Annotated in this window: 17 protein-coding genes; 7 read left to right on the top strand and 10 right to left on the bottom strand. The window is 74.2% G+C overall.

Annotation, left to right across the window (positions count from 1 at the left end; all coding sequences use genetic code 11):
* Nucleotides 1-228 precede the first annotated feature (228 nt).
* Complete coding sequence (locus tag HCK00_RS14760; RefSeq protein WP_168102396.1) at nt 229-894, bottom strand: HAD family hydrolase; 666 nt, start codon at nt 892-894, stop codon at nt 229-231.
* 431 nt (nt 895-1,325) lie between these two features.
* Nucleotides 1,326-1,832, bottom strand: coding sequence for a DUF6912 family protein (locus tag HCK00_RS14755; protein WP_168102395.1), 507 nt, complete (start codon nt 1,830-1,832; stop codon nt 1,326-1,328).
* 584 nt (nt 1,833-2,416) lie between these two features.
* Between HCK00_RS14755 and HCK00_RS14750 the strand changes: the two genes are divergently transcribed.
* Nucleotides 2,417-2,809: an Rv3235 family protein gene (locus HCK00_RS14750; protein ID WP_168102394.1), complete on the top strand. Its 393-nt coding sequence runs from the start codon at nt 2,417-2,419 to the stop codon at nt 2,807-2,809.
* Nucleotides 2,810-3,074: 265 nt separating this feature from the next.
* Here HCK00_RS14750 and secA read toward each other — a convergent pair whose 3' ends face one another.
* On the bottom strand, nt 3,075-5,906 hold the full coding sequence (gene secA, locus HCK00_RS14745; protein WP_168102393.1) for a preprotein translocase subunit SecA: 2,832 nt from the start codon (nt 5,904-5,906) through the stop codon (nt 3,075-3,077).
* 452 nt (nt 5,907-6,358) lie between these two features.
* On the opposite strand from secA, the gene HCK00_RS14740 reads away from it, so the two are divergent.
* Entirely contained in the window at nt 6,359-7,579 is a 1,221-nt protein-coding gene (locus HCK00_RS14740) for a winged helix-turn-helix domain-containing protein (RefSeq protein WP_168102392.1), read from the top strand.
* A 270-nt stretch (nt 7,580-7,849) separates the two neighbouring features.
* Here the strand turns inward: HCK00_RS14740 and HCK00_RS14735 are convergent, their stop codons facing one another.
* From HCK00_RS14735 to mtnA, 7 genes are all read right to left on the bottom strand, one after another.
* Nucleotides 7,850-8,593: a response regulator gene (locus HCK00_RS14735; protein WP_168102391.1), complete on the bottom strand. Its 744-nt coding sequence runs from the start codon at nt 8,591-8,593 to the stop codon at nt 7,850-7,852.
* 200 nt (nt 8,594-8,793) lie between these two features.
* Nucleotides 8,794-9,483: a ribosome hibernation-promoting factor, HPF/YfiA family gene (gene hpf / locus HCK00_RS14730; protein ID WP_168102390.1), complete on the bottom strand. Its 690-nt coding sequence runs from the start codon at nt 9,481-9,483 to the stop codon at nt 8,794-8,796.
* A gap of 382 nt (nt 9,484-9,865) precedes the next feature.
* Nucleotides 9,866-10,645: a ComF family protein gene (locus tag HCK00_RS14725; protein ID WP_168102389.1), complete on the bottom strand. Its 780-nt coding sequence runs from the start codon at nt 10,643-10,645 to the stop codon at nt 9,866-9,868.
* 221 nt (nt 10,646-10,866) lie between these two features.
* The gene (locus HCK00_RS14720) at nt 10,867-12,666 is read right to left on the bottom strand and encodes an LpqB family beta-propeller domain-containing protein (RefSeq protein ID WP_311765331.1); all 1,800 of its coding nucleotides are present in this window, start codon (nt 12,664-12,666) and stop codon (nt 10,867-10,869) included.
* Nucleotides 12,667-12,736: 70 nt separating this feature from the next.
* Nucleotides 12,737-14,779 (bottom strand): MtrAB system histidine kinase MtrB, encoded by a 2,043-nt coding sequence (mtrB, locus tag HCK00_RS14715; RefSeq protein ID WP_168102388.1) that lies wholly within the window; start codon nt 14,777-14,779, stop codon nt 12,737-12,739.
* A 1-nt stretch (nt 14,780) separates the two neighbouring features.
* Complete coding sequence (gene mtrA, locus HCK00_RS14710; RefSeq protein WP_168102387.1) at nt 14,781-15,458, bottom strand: two-component system response regulator MtrA; 678 nt, start codon at nt 15,456-15,458, stop codon at nt 14,781-14,783.
* A 15-nt stretch (nt 15,459-15,473) separates the two neighbouring features.
* A complete protein-coding gene (gene mtnA / locus HCK00_RS14705; protein ID WP_168102386.1) occupies nt 15,474-16,619 on the bottom strand; it encodes an S-methyl-5-thioribose-1-phosphate isomerase in 1,146 nt (381 codons plus the stop codon).
* A gap of 184 nt (nt 16,620-16,803) precedes the next feature.
* Between mtnA and HCK00_RS14700 the strand changes: the two genes are divergently transcribed.
* Genes HCK00_RS14700 through HCK00_RS14680 form a run of 5 tightly spaced genes read left to right on the top strand, consistent with a single transcriptional unit; the run spans nt 16,804 to nt 22,375 of the window.
* On the top strand, nt 16,804-18,063 hold the full coding sequence (locus tag HCK00_RS14700) for a hypothetical protein (RefSeq protein ID WP_168102385.1): 1,260 nt from the start codon (nt 16,804-16,806) through the stop codon (nt 18,061-18,063).
* A 25-nt stretch (nt 18,064-18,088) separates the two neighbouring features.
* Nucleotides 18,089-18,754 (top strand): DUF4129 domain-containing protein, encoded by a 666-nt coding sequence (locus HCK00_RS14695; protein WP_168102534.1) that lies wholly within the window; start codon nt 18,089-18,091, stop codon nt 18,752-18,754.
* On the top strand, nt 18,751-20,091 hold the full coding sequence (locus HCK00_RS14690) for a DUF4350 domain-containing protein (protein ID WP_168102384.1): 1,341 nt from the start codon (nt 18,751-18,753) through the stop codon (nt 20,089-20,091). Before HCK00_RS14695 ends, HCK00_RS14690 begins: the two co-directional genes overlap by 4 nt.
* Nucleotides 20,088-21,053 carry an AAA family ATPase gene (locus HCK00_RS14685; RefSeq protein ID WP_168102383.1) on the top strand — a complete coding sequence of 322 codons (966 nt, stop codon included), beginning with the start codon at nt 20,088-20,090 and terminating at the stop codon, nt 21,051-21,053. Before HCK00_RS14690 ends, HCK00_RS14685 begins: the two co-directional genes overlap by 4 nt.
* A gap of 14 nt (nt 21,054-21,067) precedes the next feature.
* Complete coding sequence (locus tag HCK00_RS14680) at nt 21,068-22,375, top strand: DUF58 domain-containing protein (protein WP_168102382.1); 1,308 nt, start codon at nt 21,068-21,070, stop codon at nt 22,373-22,375.
* The last annotated feature ends 111 nt before the right edge of the window (nt 22,376-22,486 follow it).

The raw sequence follows: 22,486 nt of genomic DNA, 5'->3' as shown, positions 1-22,486 counted from the left end.
GCACCGGACGCACTCGGAACCGGCTCGCCGCCCCGGGCGGCCCTCCGGCGCCGTCACCCCGGGCCCGTTCCAGGCCGGACAAGGCCGCGGAGCGGGCCGGGCACGGCGCACGCCGGAGCACGGGCCGGGGCCCCGCCGTGGCCCCGCCGAGGCCCCGTTCCCGGGGGTCGGCGGCCCCGTGGACCGGCGGACCGGCAGGCCGGTGGACGGACGGCGCGGCCCGGCTCCTCAGGCGACCAGCGCCTCGGCCGTCTCCACCGCCTCGGCGAGGGTGTCCACCACCGGCACCCCCGCCCGCTCCAGGCTGGCCCGGCTGTGCGAGCCGCCCGTGTAGAGCACCGCCCGCGCCCCCGCGTGCCGGGCCGCCTCGGCGTCGTCGAGGGCGTCCCCGATCACCACCACCTGGTCGGCGGGTATGGAACCCAGGGATGTGAGATGACTCACCATCTGCTCGGCCTTGCCGACGTCGGACGGTCCGCGGCGGCCGTCCACCCGCAGGAAGTGCCGCTCGATGCCGTGCGTCCGGACGATGGGGAGCAGATGCTCGTGCGGCGCGAGGGAGCAGAGCGACTGGGTGAGCCCGGCCGCCCGCCGGCGGGTCAGCAGTTCCGCTGCGCCCGGGGCGAGCGCCGCCGCGCTCGCCCGCTCCCAGTAGTGGCGGTGGAAGATCTCGTCCATGACCAGCCACTCGGCGTCGCTCGGGAGCCGCCCCAGCAGCCGCTCGTAGAACCGGAGCACGGGCACGCAGTACAGCTCCCGGTACCGCTCCAGGGTGATCGGCGCGAGGCCGAGCTCCGCGAACGAGGCGTTGGTCGCCGCGAGTACGGCGTCGATGTCGTGGAAGAGCGTGCCGTTCCAGTCCCACACGATGTGGGCCTTCCGCTGAGCTGCCATGCCCCGACGGTAGCGGCGGGCACCGACAACGCGGGAGCGGGATGCCGGAACCCGCGGCGGAGGGCCCGGTTCCGCCATGCGGGGGCGAGCCGTGCGGGAGGACGCGCCGTGTGGGGTGGCGGGCACGGCGCGGCGGCGGGGTGCGGTGGCGGCCGGGCAGCCGGGTGCGGTGGCGGGAGCCGCCGGGTGCGCGGCCCCCCGGGCCCGGCGGCGGTCCCGCCCGGAGCCGGTGCCCCCGTTCAGGCCCCGACGGTCCCCGGGACCCGGAGGCGGCCCGTCCAGCCGCTCTCCCCCTCGCCGGCACCGGCCGCGACGGGGCGGGAAGGGAGGGAAGGGGCGGGAAGGGAGGGAACGCGACGGGACGGGGAATCGCCCTGCCCCCCGGGGAGCGGTGAACCGGCCGGCGCGGGCGGGCCGGGGGCCGGGCCCCCTCAGCCCAGCAGGTTGCCGATCTCCTGGGTGGCGTACCAGAGCAGTTCGTGGTCCTCGGCCCCGTCCACCGTGAACTGCGCGTCGTCGTCGCCCTTGTCGGCGGCGCCCAGCGCGGCCGCGGCCGCGGCGACGTCCGGTACGGCCTCCTCGGCGTCGACGTGCACGGCCGCGGCCCGGGCCAGTTCCACCACCTGCCGGAGCCGCACCTCGCCCACGGCGGCCGGGTCCAGCGCGTGGTCCGGATCGGCGGTGACGAGCTTGTCCGGCACGTCCACCGCCACCACCACCCGGCGCCGGGGCGCCGCCGGGTCGAGGGCGAGCAGCCGCAGCGAGGCCTGCGCGGCCCGTCCCAGCGCGGCGTACTCCAGTTCCTCGACGTCCTCGGAGACGTACCACTCGCGCAGCGCGGGTGTGACGGCGTAGGCGTCCAGCGGGGCGGGGCCCAGCTCGCCCGCACGGCGGGCCGCGGCGAGACCGGGCAGGGTCGTGGGGACGTAGACGCGCATGCGGCCGCTTCTCCTGAGCTCTCCGGGACACCGGCTGACGGTGCGGCCAGCATACGGGCGTGTCCCGGCCCCGGGGCGCGGGCCCCGTCCGGCCCCCTGTCGTGCGCGCCCCCTCGTCCTCTTTCGGGGTGCCGTACGGCCGCCGCCGAACGTTTCCTCGGCACCGCTCCGGGCCTGGGCGCGGACCGCCTGACCGGCGGAGACGACCCCGTCATCACCCTGATAGGTGAACTGGTCCGGGCTCCGGGCGGGCCCGGGCCCGATGTTGCGGACCCCTCCCGGCTGCCGTTAGAAGTCTGCGCGGAGGTAGTTACCGCTCGGTAAGCACCGGGTGGCCGACAGGACGGGGGTTTGACATGGAAAGGACCGGCACGGGGGCCGGTGGGCGCCGCACGACGGGTCCCGGACGGGGGCGGGGCGGGCCGGGCACGGGCCCGGGCCGCGGGAGGAGCGGCAGGCCCACCGCGGCGGGACCCGAGCACGGCCGTGACGCCCCGCCCGGCGAGGTGACCGCGGCCGGCGGCCGGACCGGGCCGCCCGCCCGGCGCGACCCGCGGGGGCCCGGCCGGAGCCCCCTCCCGGCCGTGGTGCGCAAACGGCTGGCGCGCGAGACGCAGCCGCGCTACTGGTTCGCGGAGCGGCTGCTGCTCACCCTCAGCGGTCAGCGCCCGGTCCACTGGATGCTCGGTCACACGGTGGGCGCGGCCTACGACCAGCTCGTCCGGCTCGCGCCAGGGACCCCGCTCGCGGTGACTCCCGCGTCCGGCGGCCAGGTGCGTCCCGTCGTGGGCCGCTGCGACGAGTACCGGCCGCGGCCCGGGGTGATCGAGGCGTTCGCCCGGATCGTCTCCGGCGACCGGGTACGGGCCCTGGCCTTCCGGCTGGAGCACGGCCGGGACGGGCGCTGGCGCTGCTCCGCCGTGGAACTCGGCCCCCAGCCGGGCGTACCGGCCGTCCACGGCGCGCCGACGGCCTGAGGGCTCACCGCCCGCCCGGCCACCGGGCCGCCCCGCCGGCCGGCGGCAGGCCGGCGCTCCCCGGACCGGCCACCGGCCCGGCAGGGCAGGGCGCCGGGGCTCGCGCAAGCCCGGGGCAGGGCCCGGGAACGGGCAGCGGGAGCCCGGGGACACGGGGGCAGAGGTCCGGGAACGCCCGGGGGCCGGACACCGATCGGTGTCCGGCCCCCGGGGCACACGCTCCGCCGGGCGCCCGGCCCCCACCCGGGGGACCGGCGCCGCGGTCTCACTTCTTCCGGCGGCGGCCCTTCTGCGCCTTGCGCCGCTCGGCGCGGGTCATGCCGTCCGACTCCGAGCGGGCGGGCTGCTGTTCGGTGGTGAAGTCGCCCTCGACGACACCGCCCTCGCCGTCCACGGTCGGCGCGGAGAAGTGCAGCCGGTCCGGCCGCTGCGGAGTCTCCAGGCCCTTGGCCCGGATCTCGGGACGGGCCCCGGCCCCGGCGGGCACGGGCTCCTGCGGCGCCTTGGCGAGCGAGGGCTTGCCCTCCGCCGCGGGCCGCTCCTCCACCGGGACCTCCTCGACCTGCTGCTCCACCTGGACCTCCAGGTTGAACAGGTAGCCGACGGACTCCTCCTTGATGCCGTCCATCATGGCCGTGAACATGTCGTAGCCCTCGCGCTGGTACTCGACCAGCGGGTCCTTCTGGGCCATCGCGCGCAGGCCGATGCCCTCCTGGAGGTAGTCCATCTCGTAGAGGTGCTCACGCCACTTGCGGTCCAGGACGGAGAGGACCACACGCCGCTCCAGCTCCCGCATGATCTCGGAGCCGAGCTCCGCCTCCCGCGCGGCGTACTGGTCGTGGATGTCCTCCTTGATCATCTCCGAGATGAACTCGGCGGTGATCCCCAGCCGGTCCCCGGCGGCGTCCTCCAGGTCCTCGACGGTCACCTTGACCGGGTAGAGCTGCTTGAAGGCGTTCCACAGCCGCTCCAGGTCCCACTCCTCGGCGAACCCCTCCACCGTCTCCGCGTGGATGTAGGCGTCGATGGTGTCGTCCATGAAGTGCTTGATCTGGTCCTGCAGGTCCTCGCCCTCCAGGACGCGGCGGCGCTCGCCGTAGATGACCTCGCGCTGCCGGTTGAGCACCTCGTCGTACTTCAGGACGTTCTTGCGGGTCTCGAAGTTCTGCTGCTCGACCTGCGACTGGGCGGAGGCGATGGCGCGGGTGACCATCTTGTTCTCGATCGGGACGTCGTCCGGGACGTTCGCCATCGACATCACGCGCTCGACCATCTGGGCCTTGAACAGCCGCATCAGGTCGTCGCCGAGGGAGAGGTAGAAGCGGGACTCGCCCGGGTCCCCCTGACGGCCGGAGCGGCCGCGGAGCTGGTTGTCGATACGGCGCGACTCGTGCCGTTCGGTACCCAGGACGTAGAGCCCACCGAGCTCCTTGACCTCCTCGAACTCGGCCTTGACGGCCGCCTCGGCCCGCTCCAGCGCGGCGGGCAGCGCCGCCGCCCACTCCTCCGGGTTCTCCTCCGGGTCGAGACCCTGCTGACGCAGTTCGGCCTCGGCGAGGTCGTCGGGGTTGCCGCCGAGCTTGATGTCCGTACCACGGCCGGCCATGTTGGTGGCCACCGTGACGGCGCCCTTGCGGCCGGCCTGGGCGATGATCGAGGCCTCCCGCTCGTGGTGCTTGGCGTTGAGCACCTCGTGCGGCACGCCACGCTTGCTGAGCTGCTGGGAGAGGTACTCCGACTTCTCCACGGAGGTGGTGCCGACGAGGACCGGCTGGCCCTTCTCGTGCCGCTCCACGAGGTCCTCGACGACCGCGTCGAACTTGGCCACCTCGGTCCGGTAGATCAGGTCCGACCGGTCCGCGCGGACCATCGGCCGGTTGGTCGGGATCGGCACCACGCCGAGCTTGTAGATCTGGTGGAACTCGGCCGCCTCGGTCATGGCCGTACCGGTCATGCCGGAGAGCTTGTCGTAGAGACGGAAGAAGTTCTGGAGGGTGATCGTGGCGAGGGTCTGGTTCTCGTCCTTGATGTCCACCCCCTCCTTGGCCTCGATCGCCTGGTGCATGCCCTCGTTGTAGCGGCGGCCGGCGAGGATACGGCCGGTGTGCTCGTCGACGATCATGACCTCGCCGTCGATGACGACGTAGTCCTTGTCGTTCTTGAAGAGTTCCTTGGCCTTGATGGCGTTGTTGAGGTAACCCACGAGCGGGGTGTTGACCGACTCGTAGAGGTTGTCGATCCCCAGCCAGTCCTCGACCTTGGTGACACCGCTCTCGTGGATGCCGACGGTGCGCTTCTTCTCGTCGACCTCGTAGTCGCCGGTCTCCTCGATGCCCCGCTGGGCGTTGCCGGGCTCGCCCCGGGTGAGCCGCTTGGCCAGCTTGGCGAAGTCCGCGTACCACTTCGTCGCCTGGTCGGCCGGGCCGGAGATGATCAGCGGGGTACGGGCCTCGTCCACGAGGATCGAGTCGACCTCGTCCACGATCGCGAAGTTGTGGCCGCGCTGCACCAACTCGTCCTTCGACCACGCCATGTTGTCGCGCAGGTAGTCGAAGCCGAACTCGTTGTTGGTGCCGTACGTGATGTCGCGCCCGTACTGGTCACGGCGCTGGGCGGGCGACATGTTGGCCAGGATGCAGCCGACGTTCAGGCCCAGGAACTTGTGGACCCGGCCCATCATCTCCGAGTCGCGCTCGGCCAGGTAGTCGTTCACCGTGATCAGGTGGACGCCCTTGCCGGACAGCGCGTTGAGATAGGCGGGGAGCGTGCCGACGAGAGTCTTGCCCTCACCGGTCTTCATCTCGGCGACATAGCCCATGTGCAGCGCGGCGCCGCCCATGATCTGCACGTCGTAGTGACGCTGGCCGAGCACGCGCCGGGCCGCCTCGCGGACGGTGGCGAACGCCTCGGGGAGCAGGTCGTCCAGGCTCTCGCCGTCGGCGTACCGCTCCTTGTACTCGTCGGTCAGCGCCCGCAGCTCGGCGTCGGAGAGGCCCAGGAAGTCGTCCTCGATGGAGTTGACCTGGTCCGCGATGCGGTGCAGCTTGCGCAGGATCTTGCCTTCGCCTGCACGCATGAGCTTGTTCAAGACGGACACTTGGGGTGGTCTCCTTGCCGGTCGGGCCTGGCATGGTCGGGTTCGAGGGGGCGGCGAGCCGGGCCCACCGCACCGGCCATCGTAAGACAGGAGGCCCCCGCATCGGGAGGTCCGTCACCACGAAGGCGCGCACTCGCTCCGCCTAGCCCAACGCCCGAGGCGCCCCATGAGTGCCGCCCCACCGCACCCGCGGGCCTCCGGCGCACGCCGGGGCCCCCGGGACACGCCACCACCGGAACGGTGACGGTGCGGTGACGGAGCCTGACGGAGCGGTGACGGCGGCACCGGTGACGGTGACGGCACGCGCTCCCGCACCGGGGCCGGGCGGCGCCGGCGCGGGGGCCGGGTGCGGGGCACGGCGAGCGGCCGGCGGCCAGGGGACGGGCGGCGGTGACAGGCGGCGGGGGACGGCTCCGGCGGGCGTTGTCGGTGGCCGGGTCTAAGGTGCGGCCATGACGAGCCTGCCGACGCCCTCCCTGGAACTCTCCGCCGACGAGGCCCGCCGCATCGCGCTGCGGGCCCAGGGGCTGCTGGGCGCCCCGGACCGCCGTGGCGGGGTGCGCGGGGTGCTCCGGCGGCTCGGCGCCGTCCAGCTCGACACGATCTCGGTGCTCGCGCGCTCGCACGAGCTGGTGCCGTACGCCCGGCTGGGGGCGGTCGGGCGTTCCGCCGTGGAATCCGCCTACTGGTCGGGTTCCACCGCCTTCGAGTACTGGTCGCACGCCGCCTGCGTGCTGCCCGTCGAGGAGTGGCCGCACTTCGCCTTCCGCCGCCGGGAGCGCGTGGCCCGGGGCAGGCGGTGGCATGTCCTGGAGGACTCGGAGCGTTCGTGCGCCGCCGTACGGGACCGGCTGAAGAGCGACGGCCCCCTCACCGCGACGGAGCTGGGCGGCGCCAAGAACGGCGGCGAGTGGTACGACTGGTCGGAGACGAAGATCGCGGTGGAGTGGCTGCTCGACACCGGCGAGGTGGTGTGCGCCCGGCGGCGCGGCTGGAAACGCGTGTACGACCTCGCCGAGCGCGTCATACCCGGCCCGCTCTTCCACGACGACGTCGACGACCACGAGTGTGTGCGCCGGCTGGTCGCCCAGGCCGGGGCCGCGATGGGGGTGGCCACCCGCGCGGATCTGGCCGACTACCACCGGCTCCGTTCCGAACAGGTGGACGAGGTGATCGCCGACTCCGGTCTCGTCCCGGTGGTGGTCGAAGGATGGGGCAGGCCCGGGCGCGGCGGATCGCCGGCCGCGCGGCCCCCGGGCGCCGCCTGGGCCGACCCGGCGGCGCTGGCACCACCGGCGCGGGGCCGGCACCGCACCACCCTGCTCTCCCCCTTCGACTCGCTCATCTGGGACCGGCCGCGCACCGAGCGGATCTTCGACTTCACGCACCGGCTGGAGGCGTACGTCCCCCGGCCCCGGCGGATTCACGGCTACTTCGCCATGCCCCTGCTGTCGGGCGGACGGTTGCTGGGCCGGGTGGACCCGGCCCGCGAGGGCACGACGCTGGTCGCACGGCAGTTGTCGCTCCGCGGCGGCAAGGCGGTACGGCCGATGGCCGAGGCGCTGGCGGAGGCGGCCTCCTGGGTCGGGTGCTCCGACGTCCGGATCGAGCGGATCGACCCGCCCGAGCTGGCCGCGCCCCTGGCCGCCGAACTCGCGGAGATCCTCCGCTGATCCGGTCACTCCCGTCCCCGATCGCCTCCGGTGGCCCGTCCCGGCCGGCCGTCTCCGGTGGCCTGGGCCGGGGCGGAACCGCGCGTGGCGGGAGTTCCACGGGTGCGGGCGGGGGCGGCCCGGGCGGGGAGCGTGGCGGTGGCCGGAGACCTCCGGTGGCCGGTCACGGCACGGGGCGGTACGCCCTGCGGCGCCCGGCCTGCGGCGCGGTGCGGCCGGCTCCGGCCGACTTCCGCTCCGGACGCCCCCGCGCCGACGGACCTGATCCGGTCAGCGGATCTCGAGGATCTTCTCCCGCATCGCGTAGACCACGGCCTCCATCCGCGAGTGGAGCTGCAACTTCTCCAGGATGTTGCGGACGTGGTTCTTCACCGTGTTCTCGCTGATGAAGAGTTCCTTGGCGATGTCCCGGTTGTTCATTCCGGTGGCGACGAGCTTGAGCACCTCCAGCTCCCGGTCGGTGAGCCTGGGGGCGGGCACCAGCCGCCGCTCGTCGGTGCGCTGGATCATCGACTTGAACTCGGTGAGCAGTTTGGAGGCCATCGACGGGCTGATCTGCGACTGGCCGTCCGCGACCGCGCGGATGGCGGTGGCCACCTCGTCGGTGGAGATCTCCTTGAGGAGGTACCCGGTGGCACCGGCCTTGATCGCCTCGTAGAGGTCGGCCTCCTCGTCGCTGATCGTCAACATGATGATCTTCGCGCTGGGGGCCACCTCCTTCAGCGCGGTACAGGCCTCGATACCACCGCGCCGCGGCATCCGGACGTCCATCAGCACGATGTCGGGCAGCAGGTCGGCCGCCTTCTCCACGGCCTCGGCGCCGTCCCCGGCCTCGCCGATGACCTCGATGTCCTCCTCCTGCGCGAGCACGATCTCCAGCCCGCGCCGGAAGAGAGCGTGGTCGTCCACCACCAGGACCCGGATGGGTTCCTTGCGGGACCCCCCCGCGTCCGCGCCGGAACCGACGGCTCCCCCGCCGTCTCCGCCGGTCACGGGCCCGAAGCTGTCCGCCATGGTTCCTCCCCCCGAGGGCGGGGCCCTCGATCGCGTGCCGGGCCAACCCGTGCTGCGCAGCGCCGGGTTGGCGGCCGCCTCGCCATGATTTCATGCCCGGCGGGTGGAACGGTGCCCCCGCGGTCGCACGGTGGAGCCCCCGGGGGCGCACGGACGCTCCCGGGGGCATGGTGATCAGGTCGCGGACGGCACCACCGCGATCAGCCGCCGAGCGCACCACCCGCGCCGGCGGGCGGCTCGGAGACCATCGAGTCCGCCTCCAGGTGGATCACGCCGTAGTCGTACGCGTGGCGCCGGTAGACCACGCTGGGCTGCTTGGTCTCCGCGTCGATGAAGAGGTAGAAGTCGTGCCCGACCAGCTCCATCTCGTAGAGGGCCTGGTCCAGGCTCATCGGGGCGGCGGTGTGGGTCTTCTCACGGACCACCAGCGGCCCGTCCCCCTGGACCTCCAGGCAGCCGACCTTCTTGGTGGGCACCGTCTCCTCCCGCGGCGCGGGGGTCGTGGGCGTCTCACCGTTCAGGTGCCCGGCCAGTGGAGCGGTCGCGGCGGCCACGCTGGTGGGGGTCCGGCCCGGGCCCCGGTGGACCCGGCGCTTGTCACTCCGCTTGCGCAGCTGCGCCTCCAGGCGTGCCGTGGCGGCGTCCAGCGCGGCGTAGGGATCGGCGGCGGCGGCCTCCGCCCGGATCACCGGGCCGCGCGTGCGCAGGGTGATCTCCACTCGGTCGGAGCGGTCCGCCTGCCGGGGGTTGTGCTCCTTGGACACCTCGACATCGAGGCTGATCACCTTGCCGTCGAGCTTCTGGATCTTCTCCAGCTTCAGCTTCTCGGTCACGTGCTTGCGGAAGCGCTCGGGCACCTCGGTCTTGCGGCCCTTGACGACGATGTCCACGCGGAACTCCGTTCCCGGGGCCTCCGCCGAGCGGAGCGCCCCACTTGCCTCGGTCCGGACGTCCGCCGGCGGCGGGGGCGTCCGATCTGCGTCTGCCGCATCACCTGGTCACGCCGGCGCGGAGCCGGGCGCTGCGGCCCTTGACCTCCTCCTCCCAGCCGGTGGGTCGGCGCCCGTCGGCCGGGGCCGGCGAGCCTTCTCCTTGACTCGCACCTGTCCTCACCAGGCCACGGCAAAACCCGCCAGAAGTGGTATAAATTCAGCCACTTCTCAGATTCGAACATAACCCGCCCGATCGAGGGATGGCACCCCTCGGCGGGGACCGTTTTCCTCCCCGCCTCGTTCCGGAGGGCTTCCTTCCGGAACGTCCGGTCCACCGCTCTCACCTGTGCCTACGCCGTCGGCCCGCCGTCGGCGCAGCCCGGGCCGACCGGGCCACGAAGGCGCCCGGTGGCGCGGCGACCACCGCCGCACCGATCACCTTCCCCCCTGCCGCGCGAACCGAACGTGCCGATTCCGCCAGTGACGCCCCCGTCGTCACCAGGTCGTCCACGAGGACGACCGGGGCCGATCGCACCCATCCCCGCGCGGCGCCCCTCACCTCCAGCGCGCCCGCCAGGTTCGCCGCGCGCTCCCGGGCCGGCAGCCCCGCCTGGTCGGCCACCACCCTCCGCTGCCGCAGCGCGGGCATCACCCGCACCGGCCGTCCCTCGCCCCGAAGCACCGCCGCGGCGGCGAACCCGATCCGGCGCGTGGGGTCGTGCCCCCGGCGGGCCACCGCGCGCCGCGCCGACGGAACCGGCACCAGCAGCAGCGTCCCGCCGCCCCCGGCCCAGGGCCGGTGCGCGCGCACCGCCGCGGCGAGCGCCGCGCCCAGCGGCCGCGCCAGAGCCAGCGCGCCACGCTCCTTGTGCGCCAGCAGCATCTCCCGCACCTCACCTCCGTAGGGCACGACCGCGCGCACCGGCGGCAGCCCCGCCGGCGGCGGTTCGGGACACACCTCGACCGCGCCCCCGCGGTCCAGCACTCCACGGCACCGGGCGCACAACCGGTTACGCGGCAGACCGCACCCCGCGCAGTCGACCGGCAGCACCAGGTCCGAGAGCTCCTGCCACCATCCCCTGACGCATCCTTGTACGTCTCCCCGCGCGCATCCGCTCATGACGGCCACTGTGGCGCCCGGCGGGACAGGCCCGCCAGCCCTGTGGAAAACCCGCGTCTCCCCCGGTCCGCGCGGTCGGCGGAGTCAGCGGGGTCGACCGGATCGGTGGCGCCGGCGGGGCGGGCGCGGCCGGCGCTGCCGGCGCGGCGGACGGGGCCGGGCACGCCGGAGGGGCCCGCCGGGCGGCCGGCCACCGGCCCGGCTCACGCCGGCCGCCGGCATCACCCCGGATAAGCCGGCTCGGACCCCTTCTTGGTCACCAGCTGCCAGTTGCCGCCCGAGGGCGGCAGCCGCACGATCCCGTCCTCGGAGTGGGCGAGCAGGGGCTTGTTCTCGTCCTCCGAGGCCGCCACGGTGGTGACCCCGTTGGCGCCCGGCGGCGGCGGGCTGTTCACCGACGAGCCGTCCGTCTGCACGTACCGCAACTGCTGCACGCCGGAGGCGCGGCCCACGACCACCAGCCGGCTCACCCCGGCCCAGGACGCCGACTCGACCTGTTCCAGCTCCGGGGTCATCGACCGCAGGCCGTTCACCGACAGGGGCGGCTTGTCCGGCCCGTCCCCCGTCCGCTCGATCCGCCCCAGCTCCAGCGACGTACGGTCGCCCCGCTTGACCACCAGGGCGATGCGCACCCCGTCCGAGGCCACCCGGATCGACTCGATCCGGCCGTCGCCCAGCGCGGGGACCACCACCTCCCGCGGCTCGTCCGTGCCGCGGGGCAGGACGAGCAGCCGCGGCTGCTCCGGGTCCCGGTCGACCACCCACAGATTGCCGCGCGCGTCCCAGCCGGGCCGGGAGAACCCGCCGCCGGGACCCGCCGACGCGCTGCGCAGCCGGGGCGGGCCGAGCTCCGCCCCCGCCTCGATCTGCGCCACGTACAGCGAGCGCCCGTCCCTCGTGACCCCGGCCGCCGACCGCTCGGTACGGGAGACGGCGACCGTCCCCAGCGCGATCGAACCGTCCCCGAAGGGCCCGGGAGCCCGCGTCGGGGTCTCGCCGCCGGGCGGCAGGCTCACCATCCGGCCCTGGTCGTCGAGGAAGTACTGCCGCTCGGACGGTTCCCGCAGGCCGGGCGGGGCGTAGGCGTCCGCCTGGCCGCGGTTGACCACGCACAGCTGCGCGCCCCCCGGGTCCGCCAGGTCCACCTGGCTGACCTGGGCCGACGCGAGATCCTGCACGGCGAAGTACAGCTGGGCCGCCATCTGGGTGCACTGCTCCGGGGTGACCCGCGAGCCGCGCTGGTTGAGCCGGACCCGCAAGCCGTTGGAGTCGTCCATCGACAGGGTCTCGTCGACCAGCTCCGTCCCCTCGGGGAACTTCGACTCCACCACCGGGTCGAGCCAGTCGCTCGGCCCCTTGAGCAGCGCCTTGACCGTGGAGGTCACCAGGTCCTCCCGCTTGTCCACCCGCTTGCGCAGATGGACCGGGTCGGCGACCAGCACGTCACCCCCCGTACCGGAGTCCTCCCGGGAGCCGGGGACGGCGTAGTAGTACGTGTTGACGGAGCGGTAGATCCGCTCGAAATCGGACCGGCCGAGGACCAGCCCCTCCGGCGGCCGGTCGATGCGCCACTCGCCGTCCACCCTGGTCAGCCGTACCCGCGCCTGGTAGTCGGCCTCCTCCGGCCGGTACGCCTGGCCCTGGTCGACCGCGGCGATCTTGTCGCCCCGGAGCACGGCCGTGGCGGAGTTCGCCCGCCGCTCCCCGGACTGCGGCTCCATCTGCGGCACCGGGCCGTCGGCCAGGACCGTGGTCCCGGACGCGGGGCGCCAGCTCCGGGACGCCTCCTCCGTCAGGTAGAGCCGCGCCGTGCGGAAGTCCGCCTCGTCGCTGGTGGTCGCCTCCAGGAAGCCGCGCACGATGTCCGCCGGCTGCTCCCCCTTGCGCGGCGGCAGGCCGAAGACCCGCACCTGCGCGTCGGCGTCCGCCCGCTGCGAGACGTCGACCCGGCGGACCCCTCCGCCGTCCGGCATCGACGCGCACCCGGCCGCCAGCGCCCCGCACACGCCCAGCGCGGCCACCCTCCGGGCGCTCCGCCACCGATACGGCCGTTGGTCCGACCGCCGATACGCCCCCCGATACGACCGCAGGTCAGGATTCACCCGAGCCGTCCTCCCGATCGTCGCCCTTCCCGCCCTGCCGGGCCGTGCCCGTGGCGGCCCGGCGATCCTCCGGACGCCGCGCGTCCGCACCGCGCGCCACCACACGGGTCCCGCTCCCCGGCAGCGCCGCCGGGTCCGCAGCTCCCGTCACCGGCGCGGGCGCCCGGGCGGCGGACACCGCCGCCGGCGACGACGAGACCGGCGCGGCGGCGGCCGGCCGGGGAGCCGGCGGCGAGGCCACGGCCGGCTCCTGCGCCGCTCCCCGCTTGCGCCGGGAGTCCTCGGGCTCCAGCGGTATGGGCGAGCCGCGGAGCGAGTCGTCCGCCGTGCGCGGCAGCGTCAGCCGGAACTGGGAGCCGCCGCCGGGCTCCCCCCACGCCTGGAGCCAGCCGCCGTGCAGCCGGGCGTCCTCGACGGCGATCGACAGCCCGAGGCCCGTACCGCCCGTGGTCCGCGCCCGCGCCGGATCGGCCCGCCAGAAACGGTTGAAGACGCGGGTCGCCTCCCCCGGCTTGAGGCCGACCCCGTAGTCCCGCACGGCCACCGCCACGGCGCCGCCGGCGGCGGCCAGCCGTACCACGACGTCCCGGCCCTCCCCGTGCTCCACCGCGTTGACCACGAGGTTCCGCAGCACCCGCTCGATCCGCCGCGGATCCACCTCGGCCACCACCGGCTGCTCCGCGCCCCGCACCACGACACGGCTGCCCTTCTTCTCCGCCAGCGGCTCGGCGCCCTCGATCACCCGGTCGACCACGGTCCGCAGGTCGATCGGCTCCGCCTCCAGCGCCGCCGCCCCGGCGTCGAACCGGCTGATCTCCAGCAGATCCGCGAGCAGCGACTCGAAGCGGTCGAGCTGGCCGTTGAGCAGCTCCGCCGAGCGCGCCGTCACCGGGTCGAAGTCGTCCCTGGCGTCGTGGATGACCTCGGCGGCCATCCGCACGGTCGTCAGCGGGGTCCGCAGCTCGTGCGAGACGTCGGAGACGAACCGGCGCTGCATCCGCGAGAGCTCCTCCAGCTGCTGGATCTTGAGCTGGAGATTCTTCGCCATCTTGTTGAAGGACTCCCCGAGCCGCGCGATGTCGTCCTCGCCGGAGACCTTCATCCGCTCCTGCAGCAGCCCCGCCGCGAGCCGCTCGGAGATCCCCGCCGCCATCCGCACCGGCGTCACCACCTGCCGGACGACCACCCAGGCGATGGCGCCGAGCAGCACGACCACGAAGACCCCGGCCGTCGCCAGGGTCGTCCGGACCAGGCTCAGCGACTTCTCCTCCTGGGTGAACGGGAAGAGGTAGTACAGCTGGTACGGGTTGCCGTTGACGTCGTTGAGCTGTTTGCCGATCGCCAGCGCGGGCTCCCCGCTCCCCGAGCCGCGCACGATGCGCGTGTGCTGCATGTACGTGCCGGGCTCGGTGTCCAGGGAGTCCCGCAGTTCCTGCGGCACGCTCTCCTCGGGCTGCACGTCGCCGGAGGAGCGCGGCGCGCGGGTGCCCGTGCTGTCGTCGACGAAGGGCTGCTCGGTGTCCGAGCCGAGTGCCACCACGGAGTAGACGCCCTGCCCGCCGCTGGCGAGCTGCTGCACCAGGTCGGTCAGCCAGACGCCGGAGTTGAGCTGGGCGCGGCCGCCGGCCGTGGCGCCCGCCTCGCCGCGCGCGTCGGCGTCGGCCTGGTCCTGCGCCACCCGGAATCCGCCGGCCGCCTGCGACTGGGCGGCGCTCGTCCTGGCGTCCAGCAGACCGTGCCGCACCTGCCCTATCACCACCACGCCGAGCAGCAGCACCACACCCAGCGACATCAGCAGGGTGATCGCCACCACCCGGAGCTGGATGTTGCGCCGCCACAGCCGGAGCGCCGCCAGCAGCGGCCGCCGCACCCAGCGCAGCACCATCCGCAGCACCGGGTTGACCGGGCCGCCCGGGGCCCCGTCCTGCAGCAGACCGCCGCCCTGGCGGAGGCGGTCGTAGAGCGGGATCCTGCCCACCGGGTCGACGGGCCGCCCCTCGTTGCGCTCCGGAGCAGCACCGTGCCCGGCCATCTCAGCCCGGTCCCGCCTTGTACCCGACGCCCCGGACCGTCACCACGATCTCCGGCCGCTCCGGGTCCTTCTCGACCTTCGACCGCAGCCGCTGCACGTGGACGTTGACCAGCCGCGTGTCCGCGGCGTGCCGGTAACCCCACACCTGTTCGAGCAGGACCTCGCGGGTGAAGACCTGCCACGGCTTGCGCGCCAGCGCCACCAGCAGGTCGAACTCCAGCGGGGTCAGCGCGATGGCCTGCCCGTCCCGCTTCACCGAGTGCCCCGCGACGTCGATCACCAGATCGCCGATCGCGAGCTGTTCCGGCGCGGGCTCCTCCGAGCGCCGCAGCCGGGCCCGGATCCGCGCCACCAGCTCCTTGGGCTTGAACGGCTTGACGATGTAGTCGTCCGCGCCGGACTCCAGACCGACCACCACGTCGACCGTGTCGCTCTTCGCGGTCAGCATCACGATCGGCACCCCGGACTCCGCCCGGATCAGCCGGCACACCTCGATGCCGTCCCGGCCGGGGAGCATCAGGTCGAGCAGCACAAGATCGGGCTTGGTCTCGCGGAAGGCGGCCAGCGCCTTGTCTCCGTCGGCGACGAACGACGGCTCGAACCCTTCGCCCCGCAGGACGATGCCGAGCATCTCCGCCAGCGCGGTGTCGTCATCGACGACCAGAACGCGTCCTTTCATACCGACATCATCCCATTACCTGTTCGTGACCTGGCGTGACCTGGAACACAGATCCCTGATGGCGTCCCCCGTGACGGGTGACACGACCCCGTGCTCCGTGACGATCGCCGTCACCAGCTCCGGCGGGGTGACGTCGAAGGCCGGATTGTACGCCTGAGTACCCAGGGGTGCCAGCGCCGCCCCCGTGCCCGGCTCCCGGCCGGCGCCCGGCACCTGCGGTGACGACAGCTCCGTCACCTCGTGCCCCGGGCGGTGCTCCACCTCGATCGAACCGCCGTCCGGGGTGTCCGCGTCCACCGTGGTGACGGGTGCCACCACGATGAACGGCACATGGTGGTAGCGCGCCAGCACCGCCAGCGGGTAGCTGCCCACCTTGTTCGCCACCGAGCCGTCCGCCGCGATCCGGTCCGCGCCCACCAGGACGGCGTCCACCTCACCGGCCGAGAACAGCGACCCGGCTGCGGCGTCCGGCAGCAGCGTGTACGCCATGTCGTTCCGCGCCGCCTCCCAGGCGGTCAGCCGCGACCCCTGCAACAGCGGCCGCGTCTCGTCCACCCACAGCCGCCGCAGCTCACCTGCGCGGTGCACGTTCCGCACCACGGCGAAGGCCGTGCCCTCGCCCCCGGAGACCAGCCGCCCCGTGTTGCAGTGGGTCAGCAGCCGGTAACCGCCGCCCGGCAGCAGCTCACGCAGCAGGGCCGCGCCGTGCTCCGCCATCCGCGCGCTCGCCTCGGCGTCCTGCCGGTGCAGCTCCCGCGCCGCGCGGAGCGCCGCCGCGGCCGCCTCCCGCGGCCCGGCCCCCTCCGCCGACGCCCGCCGATGGGCGTCCAGCGCCAGGGACACCCCACGGCCCAGGTTCACCGCCGTGGGGCGGGTCCCGGCCAGGTGCACGGCCGCTTCCTCCACGTCGTAGCCCCGCGCGGCGGCCAGCGCCACCCCGTAGGCGCCCACGATGCCCAGCAACGGGGCGCCGCGGACCGCCAGCACGCGCACAGCCTCGGCGAGCGCCGGCACGTCCGTGCACACCAGCTCGGCCTCCTCGGCCGGCAGCCGGGTCTGGTCGAGCAGCACGAGGACCGGGCCCTCGGGGGGCTCGTCCCAGCGCACCACGGGAAGGGAGGCCGGCCGCCCGGCTGCGGGGAACACGTCGTGATCAACCATCCGCCCAGTCTGCCCGTCCGTGACGGAGAGCAGAAGGTGTCCTCCGCCCCGGAGGCAGGGTCCGGCCCGGAGTGGGTAGGCCCCGTGGCACGATGGCAGTCGACCGGCCGTCACCCCGCGTCCCCGCCCCGGCACTCGCCGGCATCCTCCGGCGGACCGCGGACGGCACCGCGAAGGAGCGACCATGAACGACTCTCCGGGCTGGGCCTCGCCCGGACCGGCCGCCTCCGGCGATCCGGACCGGGGCGACGGGAAGCCCGGCGGCCCCGACCGGGCCACCGGTGCCGGCGAACCACCGGTGAACTGGTCCAAGGAGCAGCCCCCGGGGGGCGGCTGGACGGCCCCCGCCGGCTCCGGGCCCACCCCGCCACCAGGCGGGAGCGGGCCCTGGGGCGCCGGTCCGGGCGGCCCAGGCTGGGCGCCGCAACCGGCCGCCGCCAAGCCGGGCGTCATCCCGCTGCGGCCGCTCGGGATCGGCGAGATCCTGGACGGCGCCGTGTCGACGATGCGGGCCCACTGGCGCACCGTCCTCGGCATCTCCCTCGCCGTCGCCGTGGTCACGGAGACCATCTCGACGGTCGCCACCGGTCTCTGGCTCACCGACCAGACAGGGCTGGCCGCCCTGGAGAACAACCCGAACCCCACCCCGGACGAGGCGCTGGACGCCCTCGGCGGCTTCTTCACCGGCGCGGCCGTCACCGGTTTCGTCGGCCTCCTGGGCACCATCATCGCCACCGCACTGCTGACCGTGGTCGTCAGCCGGGCCGTCCTCGGACAGCCGGTGACCACCGGGGAAGCGTGGCACAGCGGCCGGCCCCTGCTGCTCCGCCTTCTCGGGCTGCTCCTTCTCGTACCGCTGATCGTCGCGGGGACCGTCGCCGCCGCCATGGCTCCCGGGCTCCTCCTGGCCTGGGCCGGAGTCGACGTGGCGGCCGCGTTGCTGGTGCCGCTGGGCGCCCTGGCCGGACTCGGGCTCGCCGTCTGGCTGGCCATCCGCTTCAGCCTCGCCGCCCCCGCTCTCATGCTGGAGCGGCAGGGCGTCCTGACCTCCCTGCGCCGCTCCGTCAAGCTCGTGCGGGGTTCCTGGTGGCGGGTGTTCGGCATCCAGCTGCTGACGCTGGCCCTGCTGTTCTTCGTCGCGCTCGTCGTGGAGGTGCCCACCAGCTTCGCCGCGGTCCTCCTCGGCGGCGAGAGCGCCGCCGACTGGGTGACCGGCGACAGCACGGAGGCGAGCTGGCCCTTCCTGATCGTCCTCGGCATCGGCTCGGTCATCAGTTCCACGATCACCTTCCCGATCAGCGCGGGTGTCGCCGCGCTGCTCTACATCGACCTGCGCATCCGCCGCGAGGCCCTCGACCTGGAACTGGGCCGTGCGGCGGGCCTCCCCGGCTACGAGGGGACGGACACCGGCGGCGGGACCGGCGGCACCGCCCAGGGAGGCTGACGCGGTGATCGGGGCTGACGGCCACATGGCGCGGTACGCGGCAGGCACAGGGGACGGCGTCCCGATCACGATCCCTCGTCTGCCCGCCCGCGAGGCGGCGCAGGCGGAGCTGTCCAAGCAGATGTACCAGGAGCACCGGCCCGGTCTCCTCCGGCGCGCCCTCGACCGCTTCTGGGAGTGGCTCGACGGACTCATGGGGACCGCGGCCGGCGTGACCCCCGGCGGCCGGATCGGTGTCCTGGTGGTCCTGGCCGTGATCGTCCTCCTCCTTGTCGCGCTCCGGCTCCGCCTGGGCTCCTTCCGCCGTACCGCGCCGGCCGCCGCGCCCCTCTTCACCGACCGCCCACGCACCGCCGCCGACCACCGCGCCACCGCCGCAGGTCACGCCTCCGCCGGGGAGTGGGCCCCGGCCATACGGGAGGCGATGCGCGCACTCGTGCGGTCCCTGGAGGAACGCGCCCTGCTCGACCCGCGCCCGGGCCGCACCGCGGACGAGGCGGCCACCGAGGCCGGCCACCGTCTGCCCGGGCACGCGGAGCGTCTGCGCCAGGCCGCCCAGGACTTCGACGCCGTCAGCTACGGCGGGCGCCCCGGCACCCCGGAGACGTACGCCCGTCTCCGCGACCTCGACACCGAACTCCGGCGCAGCAGGCCACGGACGGCCCCGGCGGAGACCCGGAGCAGCTCATGACGCCGCCCGCGACCGCCGGCACCTCGATCTCCCCCTCCGCCCACCGCCTGTGGTCCCGCGCCCGGGGCCTCCTGCTCGCTCTCGCCGTCCTGCTGCTCGCCGGCACCACCCTCGCCGTCCTGCGCTCGGGCGAGCGGCACGGCCTGCTCGACCCGCGCTCCGCGGACCGCCAGGGCAGCCGGGCCGTCGCCGAACTCCTGGCCGACCGCGGCGTACGGACCGAGCCGGTCACCACCACGGCGGACGCCGTGGCCGCGGCCCGTCCCGGAACGACCCTGCTGGTCACCAACCCCGATCTGCTGACCAAGGGCCAGCGCACCGCTCTGCGGAACGCCATGGCCGGACCCGACCGGCGCACCGTGCTCCTCGCCCCGGGCGCCTCCGCCACCCGGGACCTGGCCCCCGCCGCCGAGGCCGCCGAACCCACCACCGAGACGCCCCTCTCACCCGACTGCGACTACCCGCCCGCCCACCGGGCCGGTGACGCCGAACTCGGCGGGCTCCGCTACACCCTTGACGAGGCCGCCGCTCCCGGCGCCGACCAGTGTTATCTCAGTGACGGTCTCCCGGCCCTCCTCCGCCTCCCGGGTCCGGAAGGCGGCGACACCGTCCTTCTCGGCGCGCCGGACCTCCTGCTCAACGACCGGCTCGCCGAACGCGGCAACGCCTCGCTCGCCCTGCAACTCCTGGGGTCCCAGCCCCGCCTGGTGTGGTACCTCCCCTCGCTCGGCGACGCCGCCCCGGACGGAGGCGACCGCGACTTCTTCGAACTACTCCCCGCCGGGTGGGGCTGGGCCGCGGCACAACTGGGGGTCGCCGCCCTGCTGGCCGCGGTCTGGAGAGCCCGGCGACTCGGCCCTCTCACCCTCGAACGACTGCCCGTCACCATCAGGGCCGCGGAGGCCACCGAAGGACGCGCCCGCCTGTACCACCACGCGAACGCCCGCGACCGTGCCGCGGAAACCCTCCGCTCGGCCACCAGGAGCCGACTCGCTCCCGTCGTAGGCGTGCCCGTCGCGCGGGCCCACCGCCCGGAGGCGTTGTGCCCGCCGCTCGCCGCCCACGCGGGGCGCACCGCGACCGACCTCACCGGCCTGCTCTTCGGCCCCGCCCCGCAGGACGACCGGGAGCTGATCAGCCTCGCCGAGGAACTGGACCGTCTCCAGCACACCGTCACCTCCGCCACCTCCTCCGTTTCCGGACGGCCGCCCACACCGCCGCCTGCCGAATCCAGGACGCCCGGAGCCTCCGTGTCCGGAGCCACCGCCTCCGATGCAGCCGATTCCGTCTCCCCGGTCTCCCCGCCACCCGCCCGAGAAAAGGACAGCCCTTCGTGAGCGCCCCGACCGCCGACAGCGCCCGCGCCTCCCTGGAGGCATTGAGAACCGAGATCGCCAAAGCCGTCGTAGGCCAGGACCCGGCCGTCACCGGGCTGGTGGTGGCACTGCTCTGCCGCGGGCACGTCCTTCTCGAAGGTGTCCCGGGCGTTGCCAAGACCCTCCTGGTCCGTGCCCTGGCGGCGGCCCTCGCCCTCGACGCGAAACGGGTGCAGTTCACCCCCGACCTGATGCCCAGTGACGTCACCGGTTCGCTGGTCTACGACACCCGCACCGCCGAGTTCTCCTTCCAGCCCGGTCCCGTCTTCACGCATCTGCTGCTCGCCGACGAGATCAACCGGACGCCGCCCAAGACGCAGGCCTCGCTGCTGGAAGCCATGGAGGAGCGCCAGGTCACCGTCGACGGCACGCCACGGCCGCTGCCGGAGCCGTTCCTCGTCGCCGCCACCCAGAACCCCGTCGAGTACGAGGGCACCTACCCCCTGCCCGAGGCCCAGCTCGACCGCTTCCTGCTGAAACTCACCGTGCCCCTGCCCTCACGCGAGGAGGAGATGTCCGTCCTCACGCGCCACACCGAGGGCTTCAACCCGAGCGATCTCCAGGCGGCCGGCCTGCGCGCGGTGGCGGGCGCCGAGGACCTGGCGGCGGCCCGGGCCGCCGTCGCCACGACCTCCGTCTCCCCCGAGATCACCGGCTATGTGGTCGATATCTGCCGTGCCACCCGTGACTCCCCCTCCCTCTCCCTCGGGGTCTCCCCCCGGGGCGCCACCGCCCTGCTCTCCACCGCTCGCGCCTGGGCCTGGCTCACCGGCCGTGACTACGTCATCCCGGACGACGTGAAGGCATTGGCCCTGCCCACGCTCCGCCACCGGGTCCAGCTCCGTCCGGAGGCCGACCTGGAAGGCGTCACCTCCGACGCCGTGATCCAGGCGATCCTGGCCAACGTCCCCGTCCCCCGCTGAGCGGCACCTCGACCATGACCCTCACCGGACGAACCGCTCTGATCGCCGCACTCTCCGCCCTCATCACCGGGTTGGTGTTTCCCGGCGCCACCGGCCTGCTCCTCGTCAACGGCCTCCTGCTGCTGGCCATTCTCGGAGACCTCGCCCTCGCCGCACCAGTGCGAACGCTCCATTTCACTCGATCCGGTGACACGTCAGTTCGAGTAGACGAACAAGCTTCCGTCCAGCTCACCGTGGTGAACCCCTCGGGGCGCCCGCTCAGGGCAGTGATCCGCGACGCCTGGCCGCCGAGCACTCTCCCCACTGGCGGCCGGGCGGCGGTCCGGCACCGCCTCACCGTGCCGCCGGGCGAGCAGGGCCGGATCACCACCGAGTTCCGCCCGGCCCGGCGGGGTGACCACGCTCCGGACCGCGTCACCGTCCGTTCCCACGGCCCGCTCGGGCTCGCGGCCCGCCAGGGGAGCCACCGCATCCCCTGGCGCCTCCGTGTCCTGCCCCCTTTCACGAGCCGCCGGCACCTTCCGGCCAAGCTCGCCCGCCTCCGCGAGCTCGACGGCCGGACCAGCATCCTCACCCGCGGCGAGGGCACCGAGTTCGACAGCCTGCGTGAGTACATCCCCGGTGACGACACCCGCTCCATCGACTGGCGCGCGACAGCCCGCCGGTCGGCCGTCGCGGTCCGCACCTGGCGCCCGGAACGCGACCGCCACATCCTTCTCGTCCTGGACACCGGCAGAACCTCGGCGGGCCGGGTGGGCGACATCCCTCGCCTCGACGCCGCCATGGACGCCGCTCTCCTCCTGACCGCCGTCGCGGGGCGGGCCGGCGACCAGGTCGGCCTGCTCGCCTACGACCGGCGCGTCAGAGCCTCCGTGCAGAGCCGTACCGCGGGGAATCCACTGTCCGCCGTGGTCACCGCCCTGGCCGGCCTGGAACCGGAGCTGGTCGAGACGGATGCCCGGGGACTGGCCGCGGCCGCTCTGCGGGTCGCTCCACGGAACTCCCTGATCGTGCTGCTGACCACGCTGGACGCCGCACCGGTGGAGGAGGGCCTGCTGCCTGTGCTGTCCCGGCTCACCCACCGCCACACCGTCCTTCTCGCGGCGGTCTCGGATCCGCACATTCAGCGGATGACCGAAGCGCGTGGCACCCCCGAGGCGGTCTACCGGGCCGCGGCCGGCACCCGCGCCCAGAGCGAACGCCGGCGGGTCGCGGAACGCCTGCGCGGCCACGGCGTCACGGTCGTCGACGCCCTCCCCGACGAGCTGGCCCCTGCCCTGACGGACGCCTACCTGTCCCTCAAGGCAACCGGCCGCCTCTGACCAGCGCGACCCCGACGCCGACACACCTGCGCCGGCTACTGCTCTCCACCTGCTGCGGAAGGAGGCCACTCCGCCCGTCGAACCGGCGGCAGAGCCATGGGCTCCGGAAAC

The organism is Streptomyces zingiberis, assembly GCF_012034935.1.
Taxonomy (GTDB): domain Bacteria; phylum Actinomycetota; class Actinomycetes; order Streptomycetales; family Streptomycetaceae; genus Streptomyces; species Streptomyces zingiberis.
The sequence above is the reverse complement of the archived record's forward strand: the minus strand, read 5'-3'. Positions and strand labels throughout refer to the sequence as shown.